The organism is Exiguobacterium marinum DSM 16307 (assembly GCF_000620845.1).
Lineage (GTDB): Bacteria > Bacillota > Bacilli > Exiguobacteriales > Exiguobacteriaceae > Exiguobacterium > Exiguobacterium marinum.
The window spans coordinates 328,369-346,044 of record NZ_KK211189.1; the positions used below are offsets into that span (position 1 = coordinate 328,369).

The following is a 17,676-nucleotide window of genomic DNA, read 5'->3' on the forward strand; positions in this document are numbered from 1 at the left end:
ATTTTCACTTGAATAAATTGAACGTAGAAATCTATAAATGATTAGAGTAATGACACATTGTCTGCGGTTTTTTTAGGTTTTGCCTTTTCTGAAGCGGGGATAAAAAGGAAGATGCTGAATCGTGGAGGAGAAATTATGGAACTGTATAACGGAGAACTGTATTGGCCAACAACTGAGTCAGATAACGTCGTATTGCAACAACCTGAAAAAAAGGAACGCTACGACGTGCTCGTCATTGGAGCTGGCATGTCCGGGACATTGACGGCCTATACGCTACAACAGGACGGTGTCGATTTTGCGGTTATTGATGCGCGCAAAGTCGGGACAGGAAGCACATCAGCAAATACCGGGTTAATTCAATATTCAAATGACATCATGTTACATGAACTCGCAGAAAAAATTGGAGAGGCGGCAGCGGTACGCTTTTATCAATTGTGTCTCGATGCGGTCGAATCGCTCGACCAGGTGGCAAAAGATGTCGATGCATCCGATATATATATTCGACGGGACAGTCTTTGTTTTGCGAGTGATGAGACCGATGTTGCCAAATTGAAACGTGAGTATGAGATGCTGTCAAAACACGGTTTTGACGTGGAATGGTTGGATCGTGAGGCACTACGCGAACGCTTCCCATTCGAAAAACCGGCGGCCCTCATCACGAAAGGCGATGCCGAGGTCAATCCGCTCACGCTAAGCCGTCAAATCATCCGCCATTTATCAAAACAACAAGTCCCGATTTTTGAAGAAACGTCGGTGGATGAGGTCGTGTCCGACGGTGACGGATGGGTCGTTTTCACTTCAAACGGGACATTCAAAGCAAATAAAGTCATTTTTGCGACGGGTTATGGGCCTGCCCCCCTACTCGATTCCCATCGGATCGATTTGAATCGGTCATACGCCATCGCCACGAATCCGATCGCTGAGTTCAGTGAATGGGAAGGACGTGCCCTCATTTGGGAGACGAAACGCCCGTATCTCTATTTACGTACGACTCCCGATGGTCGGATTATCGCAGGTGGACTCGACGAAGACAAAGCAGAGACGCCTCACGACGAGACGCTCATGAATGATCGGGCAGAACGGGTGAAAGAAAAAATAGCCGATCTCTTCCCGATGTATGACCTTGAAATCGATTATGCCTGGGTCGCCTTGTTCGGAGAATCAGTGGACCAACTCCCGTTCATCGGAGAGCACCCGAATCAACCGAACTTGTTTTACTTACTTGGATATGGGGGAAATGGGACGGTGTACAGCATGCTCGGCTCTCGTATTTTAAGTGCCCTCGTTCGCGGTCAGTCGCATCCCGATGCGGACCTCGTTCGTCTAGATCGAACATAATCCCCGACATCTCGGGGATTGTTACATATTGAAGGAGTGTTTTTTGGTTGAAGAAAAAAAGAAAAGCAAATTGGGTATATCAACTCCGGCGTCTCGCCGTGTTTCTCGTCCCGCTCGGCTTGGCCGTCTGGTTCTGGCCGCAGGAGTCGACACCCACCACAGAATTGAAGTCTGAACAAGCCTCTATTTCCGAGGAAATATACACGATTGAAGAACGTACACCCATTGAAGAAGACGGCGTCACTCGATATGAATATGATGTCGTGGTACATGGGGAACGGAGTACGGATGAGCTTCAATCAATCAGTCATGACGTCATCGATGACGTACAACAGTCTGATCAGTTTCAGGCCGCCTTGCTACGATTTTATGATGATGCCGCGTATATCGGGACGGAACCCCCACTCGGTGAAGCCGTATTCGCTCCGGAAGGTGATTACGCGCTTGCCGATTGGGTGAAACCCGGTCAAATAGACGACATGATATTCGGCTGGCAACTTCGGGAAAAAGAATGGACGACCAAATTGACCGACAAAGAGATACAGATTTGGAGGTCATGGCAAGACCAGTATACGGAGCAGAATCCTGATGACCCCGATGCGAAAGCGAAAGTGACGCGTGTCATTGCCACGGAATACGAACTCGACCCTAAAGTGGTGCAACAAATCGTATTGAAACAACATGTATGGGCCGCATTATGAATAACCTTAACTTTGTGTGAAATCTCTCTTTTTTGAAAAAGAGGGATTTTTTTATTTTAGGTTAGGGAACACCGATATAGTAGGTCAAATCGTGACTTACGACGGTCAGTCATACTTAAGGGAGGCAATCACATGGGGAACAAGAAAGAAGAGCAGTTAAAACAACATACGATTGATAACGAACAACAAGCTGGCTTGACGACAAATCAAGGGTTGAAGATGGCGGAAGACGAATTCTCGCTGAAAGCAGGACGCCGTGGTCCGACATTGATCGAGGATTTCCATTTCCGCGAAAAGATGACTCACTTCGACCATGAGCGGATTCCGGAGCGCATCGTCCATGCGCGTGGTGTCGGGGCTCACGGGGAGTTCCAGGTGTATGAACCGCTCGCCGAGTTCACAAAAGCGAACTTTTTGAACGACCCTTCCAAGACGACGCCCGTATTCGTCCGTTTCTCGACCGTCCAAGGTTCACGTGGGTCTGCCGATACGGTACGTGACGTTCGAGGATTTGCGACGAAGTTCTACACAGACGAAGGGAACTATGATTTAGTCGGAAACAACATTCCGGTCTTCTTTATTCAAGATGCCATCAAGTTCCCTGACCTCGTCCATGCCGTGAAACCTGAACCCCATACGGAAGTGCCGCAAGGGGGAAGCGCGCACGATACGTTCTGGGATTTCGTCGGACAAAACCATGAAACGGCTCATATGGTCATGTGGGCGATGAGTGACCGGGGCATTCCACGTAGTCTACGCATGATGGAAGGGTTCGGGGTCCATACGTTCCGTCTCGTAAATGCGGAAGGAAAGGCGCACTTCGTCAAGTTTCATTGGAAGCCAAAGCTCGGGGTGCATTCACAAGTATGGGACGAAGCCCAAAAGGCAGTCGGGAAAAACGCTGACTTCCACCGTGTCGACTTGTATGAAGCCATCAATAAAGGTGACTATCCGGAATGGGAGCTCGGTCTGCAACTCATCCCGGAAGAAGACGAGTTCAACTACGACTTCGACATCTTAGACCCGACCAAACTGTGGCCGGAAGAAGAGATTCCAGTGAAACTTGTCGGGAAAATGACACTCAATCGAAACGTCGACAACTTCTTCGCGGAAACTGAGCAAGTCGCCTTCCACCCGGGTCATCTCGTCCCAGGAATCGACTTCTCGAACGATCCGCTCTTACAAGGTCGTCTGTTCTCGTATACGGACACGCAGCTTTCACGTCTTGGCGGACCAAACTTCCACCAGATCCCAATCAACAAGCCCGTTTGTCCGTTCCACAACAACCAGCGGGACGGGATGCATCAAATGGCCGTCCATAAAGGTCAGACGAGCTATCACAAAAATGCGCTCAACAACAACCAGCCGGAACCCGTACCGGCCGACCAAGGTGGTTTCGAGCATTATCAAGAGAAGGTGGACGGGCATAAGATTCGCGGCCGTAGCGACAGCTTCCTTGATTTCTATTCACAGGCGAAGCTCTTCTACAACAGCATGACCGATGTCGAGAAGCAACATATTCAAGACGCCTGTAGTTTTGAGCTCGGAAAATGTGAGTCCGACATGGTGAAAGAAAACGCCGTCGATTTATTGAATCGGATCGATCGTCACCTCGCCGAAGTCGTCGCGGACAATTTAGGGGTACAAGTGCCAGAAGAGAATAATGAGGTCCAGTCAGATAAGAGCTCCCCTGCCCTCTCGATGGCCAACACGATTAAAAAACCGGACACGAAGAGTGTCGCCCTCCTCCTCGCCGGTGACGTGGACGCGAATCAGGTGAAACAATGGGTGCAGACGCTCGCCGACCACAATGTCAACTATAGCCTCGTCGGAAAAAAAGCGCATATGCTCGGTGATTTGAAAGTAAAAGAGACGTATGACACAGTCGACGCGAGTCTCTTCGATGCCGCTTTCTTAGTGAGCGCCGCAACCTCGGTCGAAGATGATGTCCTCGAGTTTATCGAGAACACGTATAAGCACTATAAGCCGCTCGCCTTGCACGTGCATCACAAAGAGGCACTCGCCACATGTCGCGTGAAGACAGACCAGCCTGGCGTCTTCACGTTTGACGAGCACAACCTCGATGGATTCGATGCGTTCATCGATGGGATTGCGACAGCCCGTTTCTGGGACCGTGCCTAACGACTTTACTTTACTCGACTCGATTCCCGGTCGAGTTTTTTTCATGTCTGTCATTCAGTGCATGTAGTGCATCATCTCAGACAATCCTAATTTGATTTGGTATACTCTTTTAGTTATGTTTATTAACTATTCGACTTTGAAGAAAAGGAGGCGTCGTGTTCGATGCATCAACCTATTCAAAAACTGTGGACGCGAGACTTCTTGATTATCTCGCTCATCAACTTCTTCCTGACGCTTATCTTTTTCTTATTGATGGTCACAATCGGAGTGCATGCCGTCGAGTCGTACGGAGCGACGACGAGTCAAGCAGGACTCGTCACCGGTATCTTCATCATCGGGACGTTGACCGGACGATTATTCATCGGTCGACTCATTGATTCGATCGGTCGGAAGAAGACGCTTTATATCGGGCTCGTCTTTTTCACCACCACGATTTTATTGTACTTCGTCCATTGGGGCATCGGCTTCTTATTGCTCACCCGGTTCGTTCACGGTCTCGGGATGGGATTATCGAGTACGGCAACCGGGACCATCGTAGCGCAAATCATCCCTGCGACCCGGAAAGGTGAAGGCATCGGCTATTACAGCATGAGCTCCACTCTGGCGACAGCCATCGGGCCGTTCGTCGGATTGCTCCTTAGCCAATATACGAGCTTTACCCTCATATTCGCTCTTTGTTTCGTGATTGGAGTCATCAGTTTAGCGAGTACGTTCTTCGTCAACGTACCTGAAGTCGATGCTCCTGAAGTCGTTCGTGGCTTCTCATTGAAATCATTCGTCGAACCGAGGGCGTTACCGATTGCCCTCATCATCGGCATGGCCGCACTAAGCTACTCGAGTGTCTTGTCCTATATCAACTTTTATGCAAGTGAACTCGACTTGATTGAGGCGGCAAGTATCTTCTTCCTTGTCTATTCGGTTGCAGTACTCTTATCACGTCCAATCACTGGGAAATTGATGGATGCGCGCGGAGCAAACGTCGTCATGTATCCGGCAATCGCCATCTTTGCCGTCGGGCTTCTTGTGCTCAGTCAAGCAAGCAGTGGCTGGATTCTTCTACTCGCAGGTGCTTTGATTGGACTAGGTTTCGGAAATATCCAATCTGGTACACAAGCGATTGCCGTTAAGGCTTCACCACCCCACCGGATGGGGATGGCGACATCCACGTTCTTTATTGCGCTCGATGCAGGTCTCGGGTTTGGACCTTATTTCATCGGACTACTCATTCCGTTGACCGGTTTCTCGACGTTATACCTGATTCTCTCTGGCGTCGTTCTCTTTACCATTTTCTTGTATTACGTTATGAATGGACGGAACGAACAAAAACAACTGAACGAAGCTGCCTGACAGGATGTATATGCATCCTGTCTTTTTTTGAAAGTTCACACATTTCTGTGGTGGATACGTTAAAATAAAAATGACGTGTAAAAAATAGAATGAACGAAATGAGGGAGACGAGATGAAAGCTGACCATACACTTCAATCCAACGCATCGATTTTACTACGGACGTTCGATAAAATTTCAGACTATGTATTCTTTATGGAAGTTGATGGTTCAGCTTATCGATACGTCTTCGTGAACGAACCCGGAAAACGTGCAATCAACTGGTCGGATGAGGATATCGGGAAGAAGATTGATGAACTCGTTCCGACTGAGACGGCCGCTCTCATCTCACAGTATTACGATGAAGCAATCCGAACAAAAAAGAGTGTCGTCTATGAAGACTATCTTCTTGCTGACTCATTTTATACGGATACCGTAGAGGCGAATGATGTGTTGAGGCTTCCACTCCATTACTTCGAGTCAGAAGTAACTCCGATTTTTGATGATGAGGGGATCTGCACACATATCGTCTCCGTCGTTCGTGAAGTGACAGAACGAAAACGTCGGGAGCTCGAACTCTCAATCCTGAAAGATCATCATGAGTCGCTGCGACGCTATTCTCCCCATGGCATCTTTGTGCTCGATCATCATCTAAACATTAAATCAGTCAACCCGGCCGTCACGGCCATCACGGGTTATGCGGAACAGGACATGCTTCACCATCCGTTCCTGCATTGGCTTCCCGAGAGTGAACGGTCTCGGGTGCGGAAAGGATTACAATTCACGCTTTCTGGGATTCCACACAAATATTCCGTTTATGCTGAACATCAATCCGGTGAACGACTCGACTTGTCCGTCCTCAACATTCCAATCGAGGTCGGTGGTAACATTACCGGCCTATTTGCAATCATCATCGACTTGACGCCCGAGAAGAACGCCGAACGTGCTACGGTCGAAAGTGAACGCCGCTATCGTCAACTGATCGAGACGATTCCAGAAGGCATCATCGTCCATCAAGACGGGAAAATTATATACGCGAACGCGATGGCGCTCGCCACAATTGGTGAAACTTACCTCGAGAGTGAATCGATTTTTTCATTCATCGCAGAAGAGCATCATCTATCCACCCGTAAACGACTCGCATCCCTTGAACTTGGAGGCCCTGTGAAGGATACGGAAATGGTCATCGTGACGCCGAGTGGAGACAAGCTCCAGATGGATATCAGTAGTCTCCTCATCGACTACGAGGGCGAAACGGCCGTCCTAACGATTTTACGTGATGTCACGGAAAAACGTGAAATGGAACAAGCCTTGAGACAAAGCGAGTTACAATATCGATTGATCACAGAAAACATGAGTGATCTCGTTTGTATGTTAGAACGGGACGGTACCGTTCGTTATGCATCCCCTTCCCACCGTACCGTGCTCGGCTTTGCGGCCGGGTATTACGAAGGGAAGAATACGCTCGACTATATCCATCCTGACGACATCCACATCGTCAGGGAGCAGTTGAAAGAAAGACAGCAACAGGACATCTCGTTGACACTTGAATTCCGTCATTTTCACGCCGATCAGCGCTGGATATGGCTCGAAACGAAAATACAGGCCATCTATGATGAATCTGGACGTCTCCTTCACTACTTGACGGTCAGCCGTGAAATCATGCAGCGAAAAGCACTCGAGAAACAATTGAAGCATTTGGCGTATCACGACACGTTGACGGATTTGCCGAACCGCCGCTTCTTCCTCGCCTATCTCGAAGAAGAGATTGATCGAACCGAGTTCGAACAGGGCGAATTGGCCGTCCTCGCACTTGACGTTGACCGCTTCAAACAAATAAACGATACGTTCGGTCATGATGTGGGTGATGAGCTCTTGCGCCAACTCGCACGTCGATTGACATCCGTGCTTCGAAAACAAGATATGATCGCTAGACTCGGAGGTGATGAATTCGCCGTGCTCATTCGCTTCAACGACCTCTGTTCTCTACATCGTGTCGCAGAGAAAGTCATCCAGGCATTGCAACGTCCATGGGAAATTGACCATCATACATTCATCACGACTTCAAGTGTCGGGGGCGCTCGTTATGTGAAAGGCTTGTCGACCAAACAGTTATTAAAACGCGCCGACCTTGCTCTCTACGAAGCGAAAGCTGGCGGACGAAACCAATATGTACTCGCAAAGGACCACGAATGAGTGGTCCTTTTTTCACGTGAAACATCAAAAACCGAACGATTAAATGTATTTTATCGAATTATATTCATATTTAAGTTAATTTATTTAGATACCCTTTGACTTTGTGTTCTATTCACGTTATATTACCGAATGGGCGAAGTTTTTTTGTTATTTAAGACGTTAATGTTCGTGAATAGGGGTGTGACATATGGATAAAGTATTTGATTACGAAGATATTCAATTGATTCCTGCAAAATGTATTGTCGACAGTCGTTCAGAATGTAACTCGACCGTCGAGCTTGGTGGCTTTACTTTCCGTTTACCGGTCGTTCCGGCTAACATGCAGACGATTATCGATGAAAAAGTAGCACTGATGCTGGCCAAGAACGGTTACTTTTACATTATGCATCGCTTCAATCCAGAGACGCGTCTTGCGTTTATCCAAGATATGCATGAGCGTGGATTGTATGCATCCATCAGTGTCGGGGTGAAGAAAGAAGAGTATGCCTTTATCGAGATGCTTAACTCGACCGGTCATACGCCAGAATTCATTACGATCGATATCGCACACGGACACTCAAATGCGGTCATTCGAATGATTCAACACATCAAACACCATCTTCCCGGCTCATTCGTCATCGCCGGGAACGTCGGGACGCCAGAGGCTGTTCGCGAATTAGAACACGCCGGAGCGGATGCGACGAAGGTCGGAATCGGACCCGGTAAAGTATGTATCACGAAAATCAAGACTGGGTTTGGTACAGGGGGTTGGCAATTGGCTGCACTGCGATGGTGTGCCAAGGCGGCGACAAAACCGATTATCGCGGATGGAGGGATCCGGACACATGGTGACATCGCCAAATCGATTCGCTTCGGGGCTTCGATGGTCATGATTGGCTCGTTATTTGCCGGACACGATGAATCTCCAGGGGAAACGTTCGAACAAGACGGGAAACAATTGAAAGAGTATTTCGGTTCGGCTTCCGAGTTCCAAAAGGGTGAGCGAAAGAACGTCGAGGGGAAAAAGATGTTTGTCGAACATAAAGGGGCATTGCAAGATACATTGACCGAAATGGAACAAGACCTCCAATCGGCGATTTCTTACGCGGGTGGTGACAGTCTCGAGGCATTGCGCACAGTAGACTATGTCATGGTGAAAAACTCAATCTTCAATGGGGATAAAGTATATTAATAAAGGCGACCTCGTGTCGCCTTTTATAGTTCTTTCATCATCATGTAGTAGTCCGATCCAGGTGGATAGTCCGGTAGCACACCCGCGACCGTATAACCGAATCGTTCATAAAACGTTTTTGCTTGAAACGAGAACGTCGTCAACTTCACACGCGTCGCACCGAGCGACTTCGCTAACGCCTCCCCTTCTACAAGTATTTGACTACCGATGCCTTGACCATGAAAGTCTGCATCAACCCACAGGCGATCCAAATCGAACCTTCCCCAATACACACTCCCATACAATCCGGCGATCACCTGTCCTTCTTGTTCGATTTTTAACTGAATGAGCGGCACGTTCGCTTCACGTATATCACGATGATGAATCGAATGAACGTTGTTATAGTCACGCAATTGAGTGGTCAAAAACTGTTGGAACGTCTCGTCCTCCTCGTGAATTCTTGTGATGATATGTGTCATCTTCCCATCGTCCCGTTCACAAAAAACGTAATCAATTCTTTCTCTTCTTCGTTGATTTCACGATTGACGAGTGAAGCGTATGACCGAGTGATTCCATCGCTATTTCCTGGGAAATCATTTGATATGGTGGCGATTCGTCTTAATGCGAGGCAATCTTCTGCGAACGCTTCACGACTCACCATCTCACCATGTGACCAAACGATTTGTTGGGCATCGAATGTCTCCAACACATCCAACAATCGAAGTGTCTCTTCCGGTGTCATCCGCCATGTCGGAGCGTATAGATTTGCGTATAACGCGTCTCCCAAAAATAAGATTTTTTCTTCTACAAAATATAAAATGACAGCGTCTTTTGCATGGTCTCCCCCGACATGTTTCAACACAACGTGAACCCCACCGAGGTCGAGCGTCAGTGATTCTTGAAACGTCAGCGTCGGCAACACGATTTCGATGTCGCGGGCGTCCCCATATTCTTCTCGGATCGCCTCCGCACAAAATGCGATTTCAATCCCTTGCGCCATCCGTTCATCAAGAGACGCATCGTCCCAATCGTACGGGACGAGCTTCTCCATCCCTTGTTTTGTCGCCTCACTTGCAATCGATACCACCCCTTCTAGGACCGGTAAACCAAAGATGTGGTCCCAATGCCAATGTGTCAATGCGACCATCGAAGGCGCACGGAGGTCTTGTTTTTCTAGCTGTTCTAAAAAGAATGAAGCGTGCGACACAGAATTACCAGCGTCGATGAGCAGCGTATGCGTATCGCCGACAACGGCACCGAGAATCGGTCGGTCTGTACGGTCGACAGGTGTCATGTACCAAAAACGTTCCGAGTGCTTGATCAAAGTTTGCATGAACAAATAAACTCCTCTTCTACTAAATCAGTTAAAGTTCCTCGCCATCTGAATATACATCGTACCGGAACCATTGATTGCCCCCATTGTTTTTTGCAATGTGCATGGCCAAATCGACTTGATGAAGAATCGCGTCGATCGTGTCACTACTTTGCACCATGGTGACCCCGACACTCGCCGTAAGATGAATCACTTCTCCATTCGACGCAGTTATTCCCCGGGAAATGACTTTATTTATATCTTTTAACCTGCGGGGAGAGCCATCCTGAATCACAATGAATGCATTATCAGAAAATCGATACACCTGACCACCAACACGCTGTACAAACTCATGTAATCGTTGAGCCATCTCAATTAACATTTCATCCCCGATCAAATGACCGAATTGATCATTGATTCGTTTAAAATCGTCTAAATCAATTAATAGTAATGTAATCGGTTGCGAGCGCTGCAGTTGCTTGTATAAATCAGTCGTGAGGGTGTGACGGTTACATAGTTTCGTCAATTGATCCTGTTTCGCGATATGAACCATCTCGCGTTGTTTCCGTTCTTTTCGAATCCCACTCTCCATCCATCTCGCGAGCAATCGTATCGTGTCGGTCAATTCCTGAAGGGTATTCTCGTCAAGTTGATCATTTAAATTCCCTTGCTCCGCCAATAAAACAATCCAGCCAAACACTTGATGATTATGTGTCAGAGGAAAACTGATGAGCGTGGTGAATTCAATGCCGTCTACAATAAGTTCGCCTTCTTGTAGCGTTTGTGAACCGACTGTCGTCAGTTGATGGAGGGATTGAAGTTCTTCTTCTCCCCACGTCAAACGGGATACCCCATTCTCTACCAAGAGTCGGTTGAAAGTCTCAATCGAGAAGATAACCGCGTGTGAATAACCGACCCATTCCAATAGAATTTCTTGAACCCGCTCCAATTGGTCTTGAAATGGAAGGCGTAATGCCGTCGCTTCATACAATGCTTCTACAACTTGCTGACGATTGATTTGTCGCCTTAAAACTTCTGTATGCTCAATTTCTGTCATGACCCAATGCGCAAACGATTCAAGTGTTTGTAGATTTGCTTCCGTGAACGTTCTCGCCTGCTCGTCGACCACACAAAGCGTACCGATGACATGACCTTGTTTTGTACGAAGTGGTACACCTGCATAAAACCCAATACGCTCGAGCCAAGGACTATCGCTCTCAATCGCTTCTGACACGACATCTTCAATGACGACCGGACGCTCAGATGTGATAACCCGATTGCATAACGTCCATTCCCGTTTAAGATGCGCAGATTCGAGTTCAATCCCTACACATGATTTGAGCCACTGTTGATCCGTCGTCATGATGGAGATGAAGGCGACCGGCATCTGTAAAGTTTGTGCGGCCAAACGTGAGATTCGGTCATAACGTTCCTCTTGAGGTGTATTTAAAATCTCCAATCTCAGAATCGCTTTTAAGCGTTTTATTTCACGGTCGTCTAGAGAAGGTTGAAGTAACTGTGACGGCTGTTCGATTTTCGACAACATCGCTTGATGGGAATATAAGATATCGAGCGCTTCATCCAAGTCTCCGAGCGGCATCGGGCGACTAAAGAAATAACCTTGAATCTCATCACAGCCGAGTTGACGTAAAATACGATATTGTTCTTCCGTCTCGACCCCTTCTGCCGTCACCTCTAGGTCTAATTTTTTTGCCAGCGACACAATCAGTTTGACGATTTCATATTCTTTTAGTCCACTCTCTTGATCGAGTTGAGCAACGAACGATCGATCAATCTTGATTCCATCAATTTCGAATAGCTTCAAATAATTTAAAGAGGAGTAACTGACTCCGAAATCATCAATCATCAGTCGAAAGCCTTGCTGTTTTAACGATTCGACTATTTTGATCGTAGCGACTGGTTCATGCATTAACGTGTGCTCTGTCACTTCAAACTCAAACTGTTCAGGTTGAAGACCGTACGATGCAATGATGGAAACGAGTTCATTCATATGGTTCTCATGAAACAAGTTCGGCGACACGTTCACGGCCACACGGCGCCCTTCAAATTGCTCGGGATGTGTTGACACCTCTTGGCACACCCGATTCAGGACAAACTGTGTCACGTCCTCAATCAGTAGCGACTGCTCCGCAACCCGTATGAACATTTCAGGAGAAACAATACCGAGCACCGGACTTTCCCAACGAATGAGCGCCTCAAAATGAATTGCTCCATCCATCGATACTTTCGGCTGATACACCATGTACAGTTCGTCTTGTTTGAGTGCTTTCACGAGTTCCGTCTCAATCATGATTTCATCGATATAGCGTTGTACGTACTCATCGTGCTCATATAAACGAATCGTCTGACTCCCGGTCTGCCGCGCCTCGAGTAAAGCAGTCGAAGCGTTCATAATGATACGGTCGGCGTCTGTCGTCCCCGCTCCGATTCCGATACAACTCGATAATGGGAATTCTGCCTCCGCAACTTGGTAGGAATGACTCGCAATCACATCAAGCAAATGTTCAGCATACATATAAGCGATTTTAATCGGCACATATGGCAGAACCGCGATGAAGTCCTCGCTGTCCACCCGACCGATGATGGACCCTTTTGGAAGTGTGTTCGCCAATTGACGTGTGATATCTTTAATCAACTGATTCGATCGTTCTACCCCTTGAAGTGACATCATCATCTTGAAACGATTGATGTGCAGACGTATGACGCTCGTTTCTTCTGAACTCTGTTGCTCGAACAATTGATCGAGCTCCAATTTCACTTTCATCAAATTCGGCATTCCCGTCAAATAGTCCATGTGCTCGATACTTCGAAGTAGTTTAATTTCCGCCTCTTCCGATAAATCGGTCGTCAAGCTAAGTATATAACGAACCGTCTCCGCCTCATCCTCGATTGGTACAAGCATAGACGACGCAAATCGGGCCGTATTGGATTCGATATTCATCTTCGACATGAAATAGACCGGGTCGCCTGTCTCAACGACCGAATCATAATGCTCAATCAGCTCATTGGCCACCTCTGATTGATACATTTCATGTAAATAATGCCCTTCCACATCATCCGGGAGTGAAGAAGCAAGTTTTGCCTGATTGCTCACGTGAACGTAACGATAGCCCTCATCTGACACTTCCATTAGAAATACCATTCGATACAAACGTGTGAACAACTCGAACAGATAATGTGGGTCCCCTTTCATCCGTTGCATCGTATCCCTCCACCCGTTCCTTTTTCTTATAGTGTAGTTGGTTTCGTGCTAAGTATGGAGAAAACCTTTGAAAAAATGGGAAAACGTTTTTCGTCCGTACAAAAAAACACCTTCCCTGTCTTGAGAAGGTGTCTGTCGGATTAAAGCAATTCGTTTGCCAATAGGCGATAGACGTTTAATCGGTCCTCTTGCTTATGCTGAATACTACAGATCATCGCTTCATCGAAGCCGTAACGTTCCGACTCATCACGCAACTGTTCCGCGATTTGTTTCGGCGTCCCCACGAGGTGAATCGCCCGGTTGTTGGCGATATGAATTTTATCGACTTCCGTGAGCGGATAATCATGGGCCGCTTCCGGACTCAATAGCTGTCGCAACTGCCCTCGCATCAAGAAGAGACGAGACAAATCAGAAGGTCGAGCCAAATACTCAGCCTCTTCTTCCGTTTCCGCCGTCGTCACCAAATACGTGACACTGATATCCGGTTTCTCCATAAAGTCAGACGGTGTGAAATGATGACGATACGTATCGAGCGTCTCGGCGCTCAATTGGCCATTGAAAAATTGAGCGAACGAATAGCCAAGCCCCATCCGTCCAGCTTGAACGGCACTGTTCCCACTCGAACCGAGTAACCATGCCTCTGGAAGGGTGATGCCAGTCGGCGCAGCCGGTGTGTTCTTATACCAACGTTCTTCAGGTGCCTCGTCTTTAATCAATTGAAGCGTCGTATCTAATTTTTCATAAAGCCCATCCATCATCGGCTTTTGTCCCTGTGACATCGCATAGATCGCGTTCGAGTCACCTCCAGGTGCACGTCCGACACCAAAGTCGATTCGCTCAGGCGCAAGTGCACTGAGCGTCTTGAACACCTCCGCCATCTTGAGTGGCGAATAGTGCATCATCATGATGCCACCTGAACCGAGACGAATCTTGTTTGTTTTGGCTGCCAGATAGGCTGTGATGACCTCAGGAGCCGAACTAGCGAACGACATGCCTCCATGGTGCTCCGCCATCCACATGCGGTAATATCCTAACTCTTCTGCGACTTGTGCAAGCTCGACCGCACTTTTCAGCGCATGTTCTCCCGTATGACCCGACGTGACCGGCGCCTGATCTAACACACTCAATCTCATCATGCATTCTCCTATCTCTATAATGAAGTTTCTAAATATCTTGAATTTGTTGGACTCGCCGTCATCATACTAAATGGCTCTATAGAATACGAATGTTTTGCCTAGTCAACATCCAATATTTTTAGAAAATTCACGCATTTGGTTGATAGTACCTAGTCATATTTTTTATACTGATAAAGAAAGAGGTTTTAATCGTGGCTGGATGTGTAATGGGGATAGATAGACAGCAAAAACATTTCGGGGAAATGAGGAATGCATCATGAATGGTTCATCAACACCAGACGGAAAGAAATTTTCGAGTCGAGACTTTTTTAAGTTTTTGATTCCATCGCTCATCGGCATTATGTTTTTTATCGTACCAATCTCATCTGAGGAAGGTTTCACGATTCCAATCGCCTTCTTATCCAATCTATTGATTGATTGGATTGGCGGCATCGTACCGACACTCGCCGTCATCATGATGGGAATTTCAATCCTTGGCTCGTTGTTATTATTTACGGCACGTCCTGCCTTTATAGTGGAACGACCATCAATCAACGCACTGTTTAGCGTGACACCGTTTTGGTTCGTCATGCGCATCATCGGTTTCATCGCCGGTGTCATGACGCTACTCGCGGTCGGACCAGAGATGATTACGTCGGAATTTACGGGTGGCTTGCTACTCTTTGATTTGATTCCAATCTTGTTTGCGACATTCTTTTTTGCGGGTATGTTGTTACCGCTCCTATTGAACTTCGGACTTCTCGAGTTCGTCGGCACATTCCTGATGAAAATCATGCGTCCGTTGTTCCGTCTGCCAGGACGCGCTTCCCTCGACTCGCTCGCGTCATGGGTCGGAGATGCAACGATTGGAATTCTACTTACGACAAAACAGTATGAAGAAGGTTATTATACGAAACGAGAGGCATCCATTATTGCAACGACATTCTCTGTCGTCTCCATCACTTTCACAATCGTCGTCCTGCAGTATATGAGACTCGATCAATACTTCCTGCCGTACTACGGTGCCATCATTTTATCAGGTCTAGTCGCAGCCCTCATCATGCCGCGAATTTATCCGTTATCTAAAAAAGCGGATACTGCTTATGAGGAAACCGAGCTTCAACCGGAAGAAGATGTTCCGGCGAACATGTCGCTCGGTAAGTGGGCGTTAATTCAGGCGTTACAAAAGTCACGTTCGAGTAAAAGTTTCCTAGAGACGCTCAAAGACGGCTTCAAGAACGTACTCGATATGTGGATTGGTGTCCTTCCAGTCGTCATGGCTGTCGGGACAATCGCTGTCGTCATCGCCGAATATACACCGTTTTTCACAATTATCGGAAAGCCGTTCGAGCCGATTTTAATGTTCCTACAAGTGCCGGAAGCGGCAGCGGCCGCACAGACGATGGTCGTCGGTTTTGCGGACATGTTCTTGCCGGCCGTACTCGGAAGTGAAATCGAGAGTGAAATGACGCGTTTCGTCATCGCCACGTTGTCCGTCACCCAGCTCATCTATATGTCTGAAGTCGGGGGCTTGTTGCTTGGTTCGAAACTCCCAATCTCGTTCTTCGATCTCGTGTTGATTTTCTTGTTACGTACATTCATCACACTTCCAATCATCGTCGGAATTGCACATCTTGTGTTTTAACGAAAACGACGCCCTTTCTCTTTTATGAGATGGGGCGTCCTTTGTATACTAAAAGAAAAGGAGGGAGATCTAGATGGAGCACCCATTCGCAGGACAACTCGAGGTCGCAAACAACGGTTATGCCGGTATCATCGACCCGAAAGCTTATGTGAACGATCGTTACCATGGACGCTGGACATTAAAGCGCTCTGTACAGATTGAAGGCGTGCCCGTCTTGCTCCAACGACAATTCGAGAACGGAAAGAACAACTGTACGTTGACATCGATCACCGCCATCTTCCGCTTTTATCGAAATCACGGATTCACTAATATCCCAGATGATGTAACGCAGATTCAGGAGGATATGCGCGAGATCGCCTTCAGGCACCATTTCAAAGATGAGAAAGGGACGCCACCGACCCAAATCGCCACCATCATCACGAAACTATGGAAGCGATACGGGTATGACGGTCGAGGCAGTTCCCGCTATCTATGGAAGTGGTCGACGTTCGAGCGGGAACTGAAAGCGGGTCGACCGTTCGTATTAAATATGGCGAACGGCTTCTATAAGAATCATTCCGTCACGGGGGTCGGCTATTTACAGTTTGAAAAACGGGGATTTCCCGACGTCGTCTTGTTGGCCGTGCTCGACAACCGGTCGAAAGACGTGCGCTATATCGACTTCAACGAATTCAACTTTTGGGGAAGCATCACGCGCGTCCATCCACCAACCACTCGTCCGTAATCGTTTCAATCGCTTGACCGATTTTTAAAAGATGCTCGCGCTTGGCGTATGACCCGTAATGTAGCCCGTTTGAGTCATACCCATTCCCGATCCCGACGAACACTTCTGACGGCTTCATATGGAGGCCAATCATCGGGATACCTGATTCATGACGTCCGATTTCATAAGTGACGGCAGGATACGCAGACAGACTTCCTATTGTTGAAAACTCGTTCAAGGCACGACAGTTGTCTCGCCCGAGCACGATGATACGGCTCGGTTTAATATACGCAATCGTCCGCTCCAACAATTCGATTGAGGTCGGATGCTCCATCCAGTCGCGCCCCGTCCTCATCTTCCCCATCTGTTCATACGTCGCAAATTTAAAAAAATCGACGTGGATGACAGCGTTAGGGTCGTCATAAAACGACCGCCCCATCCCGTTGAGGAGCGCCTCGAGTTTGGCGCCACCTGGTTTCCCGAACCAGCTCGTCGTCGCGCGACCCGACTCGAAATAGACCGATGCCCGTTCGAGCGTTTGTTGCAGCGCCTCTTCATTTCCGAGGTAATCTTCAAACGAGAGTGTGTCCCGCCAATAGAACTTTTGGGCTTGCCCCATTCTCGGCGTCCCGTCACGATGTAAAAACTCGCCGCGGGACGGATTCGTCCCGATGGTCAGCCATTGATTCAGACCAGGTCGACCGTACCAAAGGACAGGCGACGCCTCCGGAATTAATTCTTTTCCGAATGATGTGTCACATAGCGTTGCTTGAAATCGAATCACGTCTTGTAACAGTCGTACTGCCTCCATGTCATCCCTCCTCTTC

The 17,676-nt window shown here is 47.8% G+C and carries 13 protein-coding genes; 8 read left to right on the top strand and 5 right to left on the bottom strand.

The window, feature by feature from the left end:
• The first annotated feature begins 135 nt into the window (after positions 1-135).
• The 6 genes from P400_RS0102065 to guaC all read left to right on the top strand — a co-directional run bounded on the left by P400_RS0102065 (position 136) and on the right by guaC (position 8,872).
• A complete protein-coding gene (locus P400_RS0102065) occupies positions 136-1,338 on the top strand; it encodes an NAD(P)/FAD-dependent oxidoreductase (protein ID WP_026824659.1) in 1,203 nt (400 codons plus the stop codon).
• Between the two features lie 47 nt (positions 1,339-1,385).
• Positions 1,386-2,039: a hypothetical protein gene (locus tag P400_RS0102070; RefSeq protein WP_026824660.1), complete on the top strand. Its 654-nt coding sequence runs from the start codon at positions 1,386-1,388 to the stop codon at positions 2,037-2,039.
• 132 nt (positions 2,040-2,171) lie between these two features.
• On the top strand, positions 2,172-4,181 hold the full coding sequence (locus P400_RS0102075; protein ID WP_026824661.1) for a catalase: 2,010 nt from the start codon (positions 2,172-2,174) through the stop codon (positions 4,179-4,181).
• A 162-nt stretch (positions 4,182-4,343) separates the two neighbouring features.
• Complete coding sequence (locus P400_RS0102080; RefSeq protein ID WP_026824662.1) at positions 4,344-5,528, top strand: MFS transporter; 1,185 nt, start codon at positions 4,344-4,346, stop codon at positions 5,526-5,528.
• A 112-nt stretch (positions 5,529-5,640) separates the two neighbouring features.
• A complete protein-coding gene (locus P400_RS0102085; RefSeq protein ID WP_026824663.1) occupies positions 5,641-7,701 on the top strand; it encodes a PAS domain S-box protein in 2,061 nt (686 codons plus the stop codon).
• Between the two features lie 187 nt (positions 7,702-7,888).
• Positions 7,889-8,872, top strand: a complete 984-nt coding sequence (guaC, locus tag P400_RS0102090; RefSeq protein WP_026824664.1) for a GMP reductase — start codon at positions 7,889-7,891, stop codon at positions 8,870-8,872.
• 23 nt (positions 8,873-8,895) lie between these two features.
• Here the strand turns inward: guaC and P400_RS0102095 are convergent, their stop codons facing one another.
• From P400_RS0102095 to P400_RS0102110, 4 genes are all read right to left on the bottom strand, one after another.
• Positions 8,896-9,330 carry a GNAT family N-acetyltransferase gene (locus P400_RS0102095; protein WP_026824665.1) on the bottom strand — a complete coding sequence of 145 codons (435 nt, stop codon included), beginning with the start codon at positions 9,328-9,330 and terminating at the stop codon, positions 8,896-8,898.
• The gene (locus P400_RS0102100) at positions 9,327-10,184 is read right to left on the bottom strand and encodes an MBL fold metallo-hydrolase (protein ID WP_026824666.1); all 858 of its coding nucleotides are present in this window, start codon (positions 10,182-10,184) and stop codon (positions 9,327-9,329) included. The genes P400_RS0102095 and P400_RS0102100 overlap by 4 nt, the downstream gene beginning before the upstream one ends.
• A 31-nt stretch (positions 10,185-10,215) precedes the next feature.
• Positions 10,216-13,386: an EAL domain-containing protein gene (locus P400_RS0102105; RefSeq protein ID WP_026824667.1), complete on the bottom strand. Its 3,171-nt coding sequence runs from the start codon at positions 13,384-13,386 to the stop codon at positions 10,216-10,218.
• A 140-nt stretch (positions 13,387-13,526) separates the two neighbouring features.
• A complete protein-coding gene (locus tag P400_RS0102110; RefSeq protein ID WP_026824668.1) occupies positions 13,527-14,519 on the bottom strand; it encodes an LLM class flavin-dependent oxidoreductase in 993 nt (330 codons plus the stop codon).
• 259 nt (positions 14,520-14,778) lie between these two features.
• Here P400_RS0102110 and P400_RS0102115 point away from each other — a divergent pair, with 259 nt between their 5' ends.
• A complete protein-coding gene (locus P400_RS0102115) occupies positions 14,779-16,146 on the top strand; it encodes a YjiH family protein (RefSeq protein WP_026824669.1) in 1,368 nt (455 codons plus the stop codon).
• A gap of 73 nt (positions 16,147-16,219) precedes the next feature.
• Positions 16,220-16,870, top strand: coding sequence for a C39 family peptidase (locus P400_RS0102120; protein WP_026824670.1), 651 nt, complete (start codon positions 16,220-16,222; stop codon positions 16,868-16,870).
• On the opposite strand, the gene P400_RS0102125 is transcribed toward P400_RS0102120, so the two are convergent.
• Complete coding sequence (locus tag P400_RS0102125; protein ID WP_026824671.1) at positions 16,836-17,660, bottom strand: hypothetical protein; 825 nt, start codon at positions 17,658-17,660, stop codon at positions 16,836-16,838. The two genes, P400_RS0102120 and P400_RS0102125, sit on opposite strands and share 35 nt — an antisense overlap.
• Positions 17,661-17,676 lie beyond the last annotated feature (16 nt).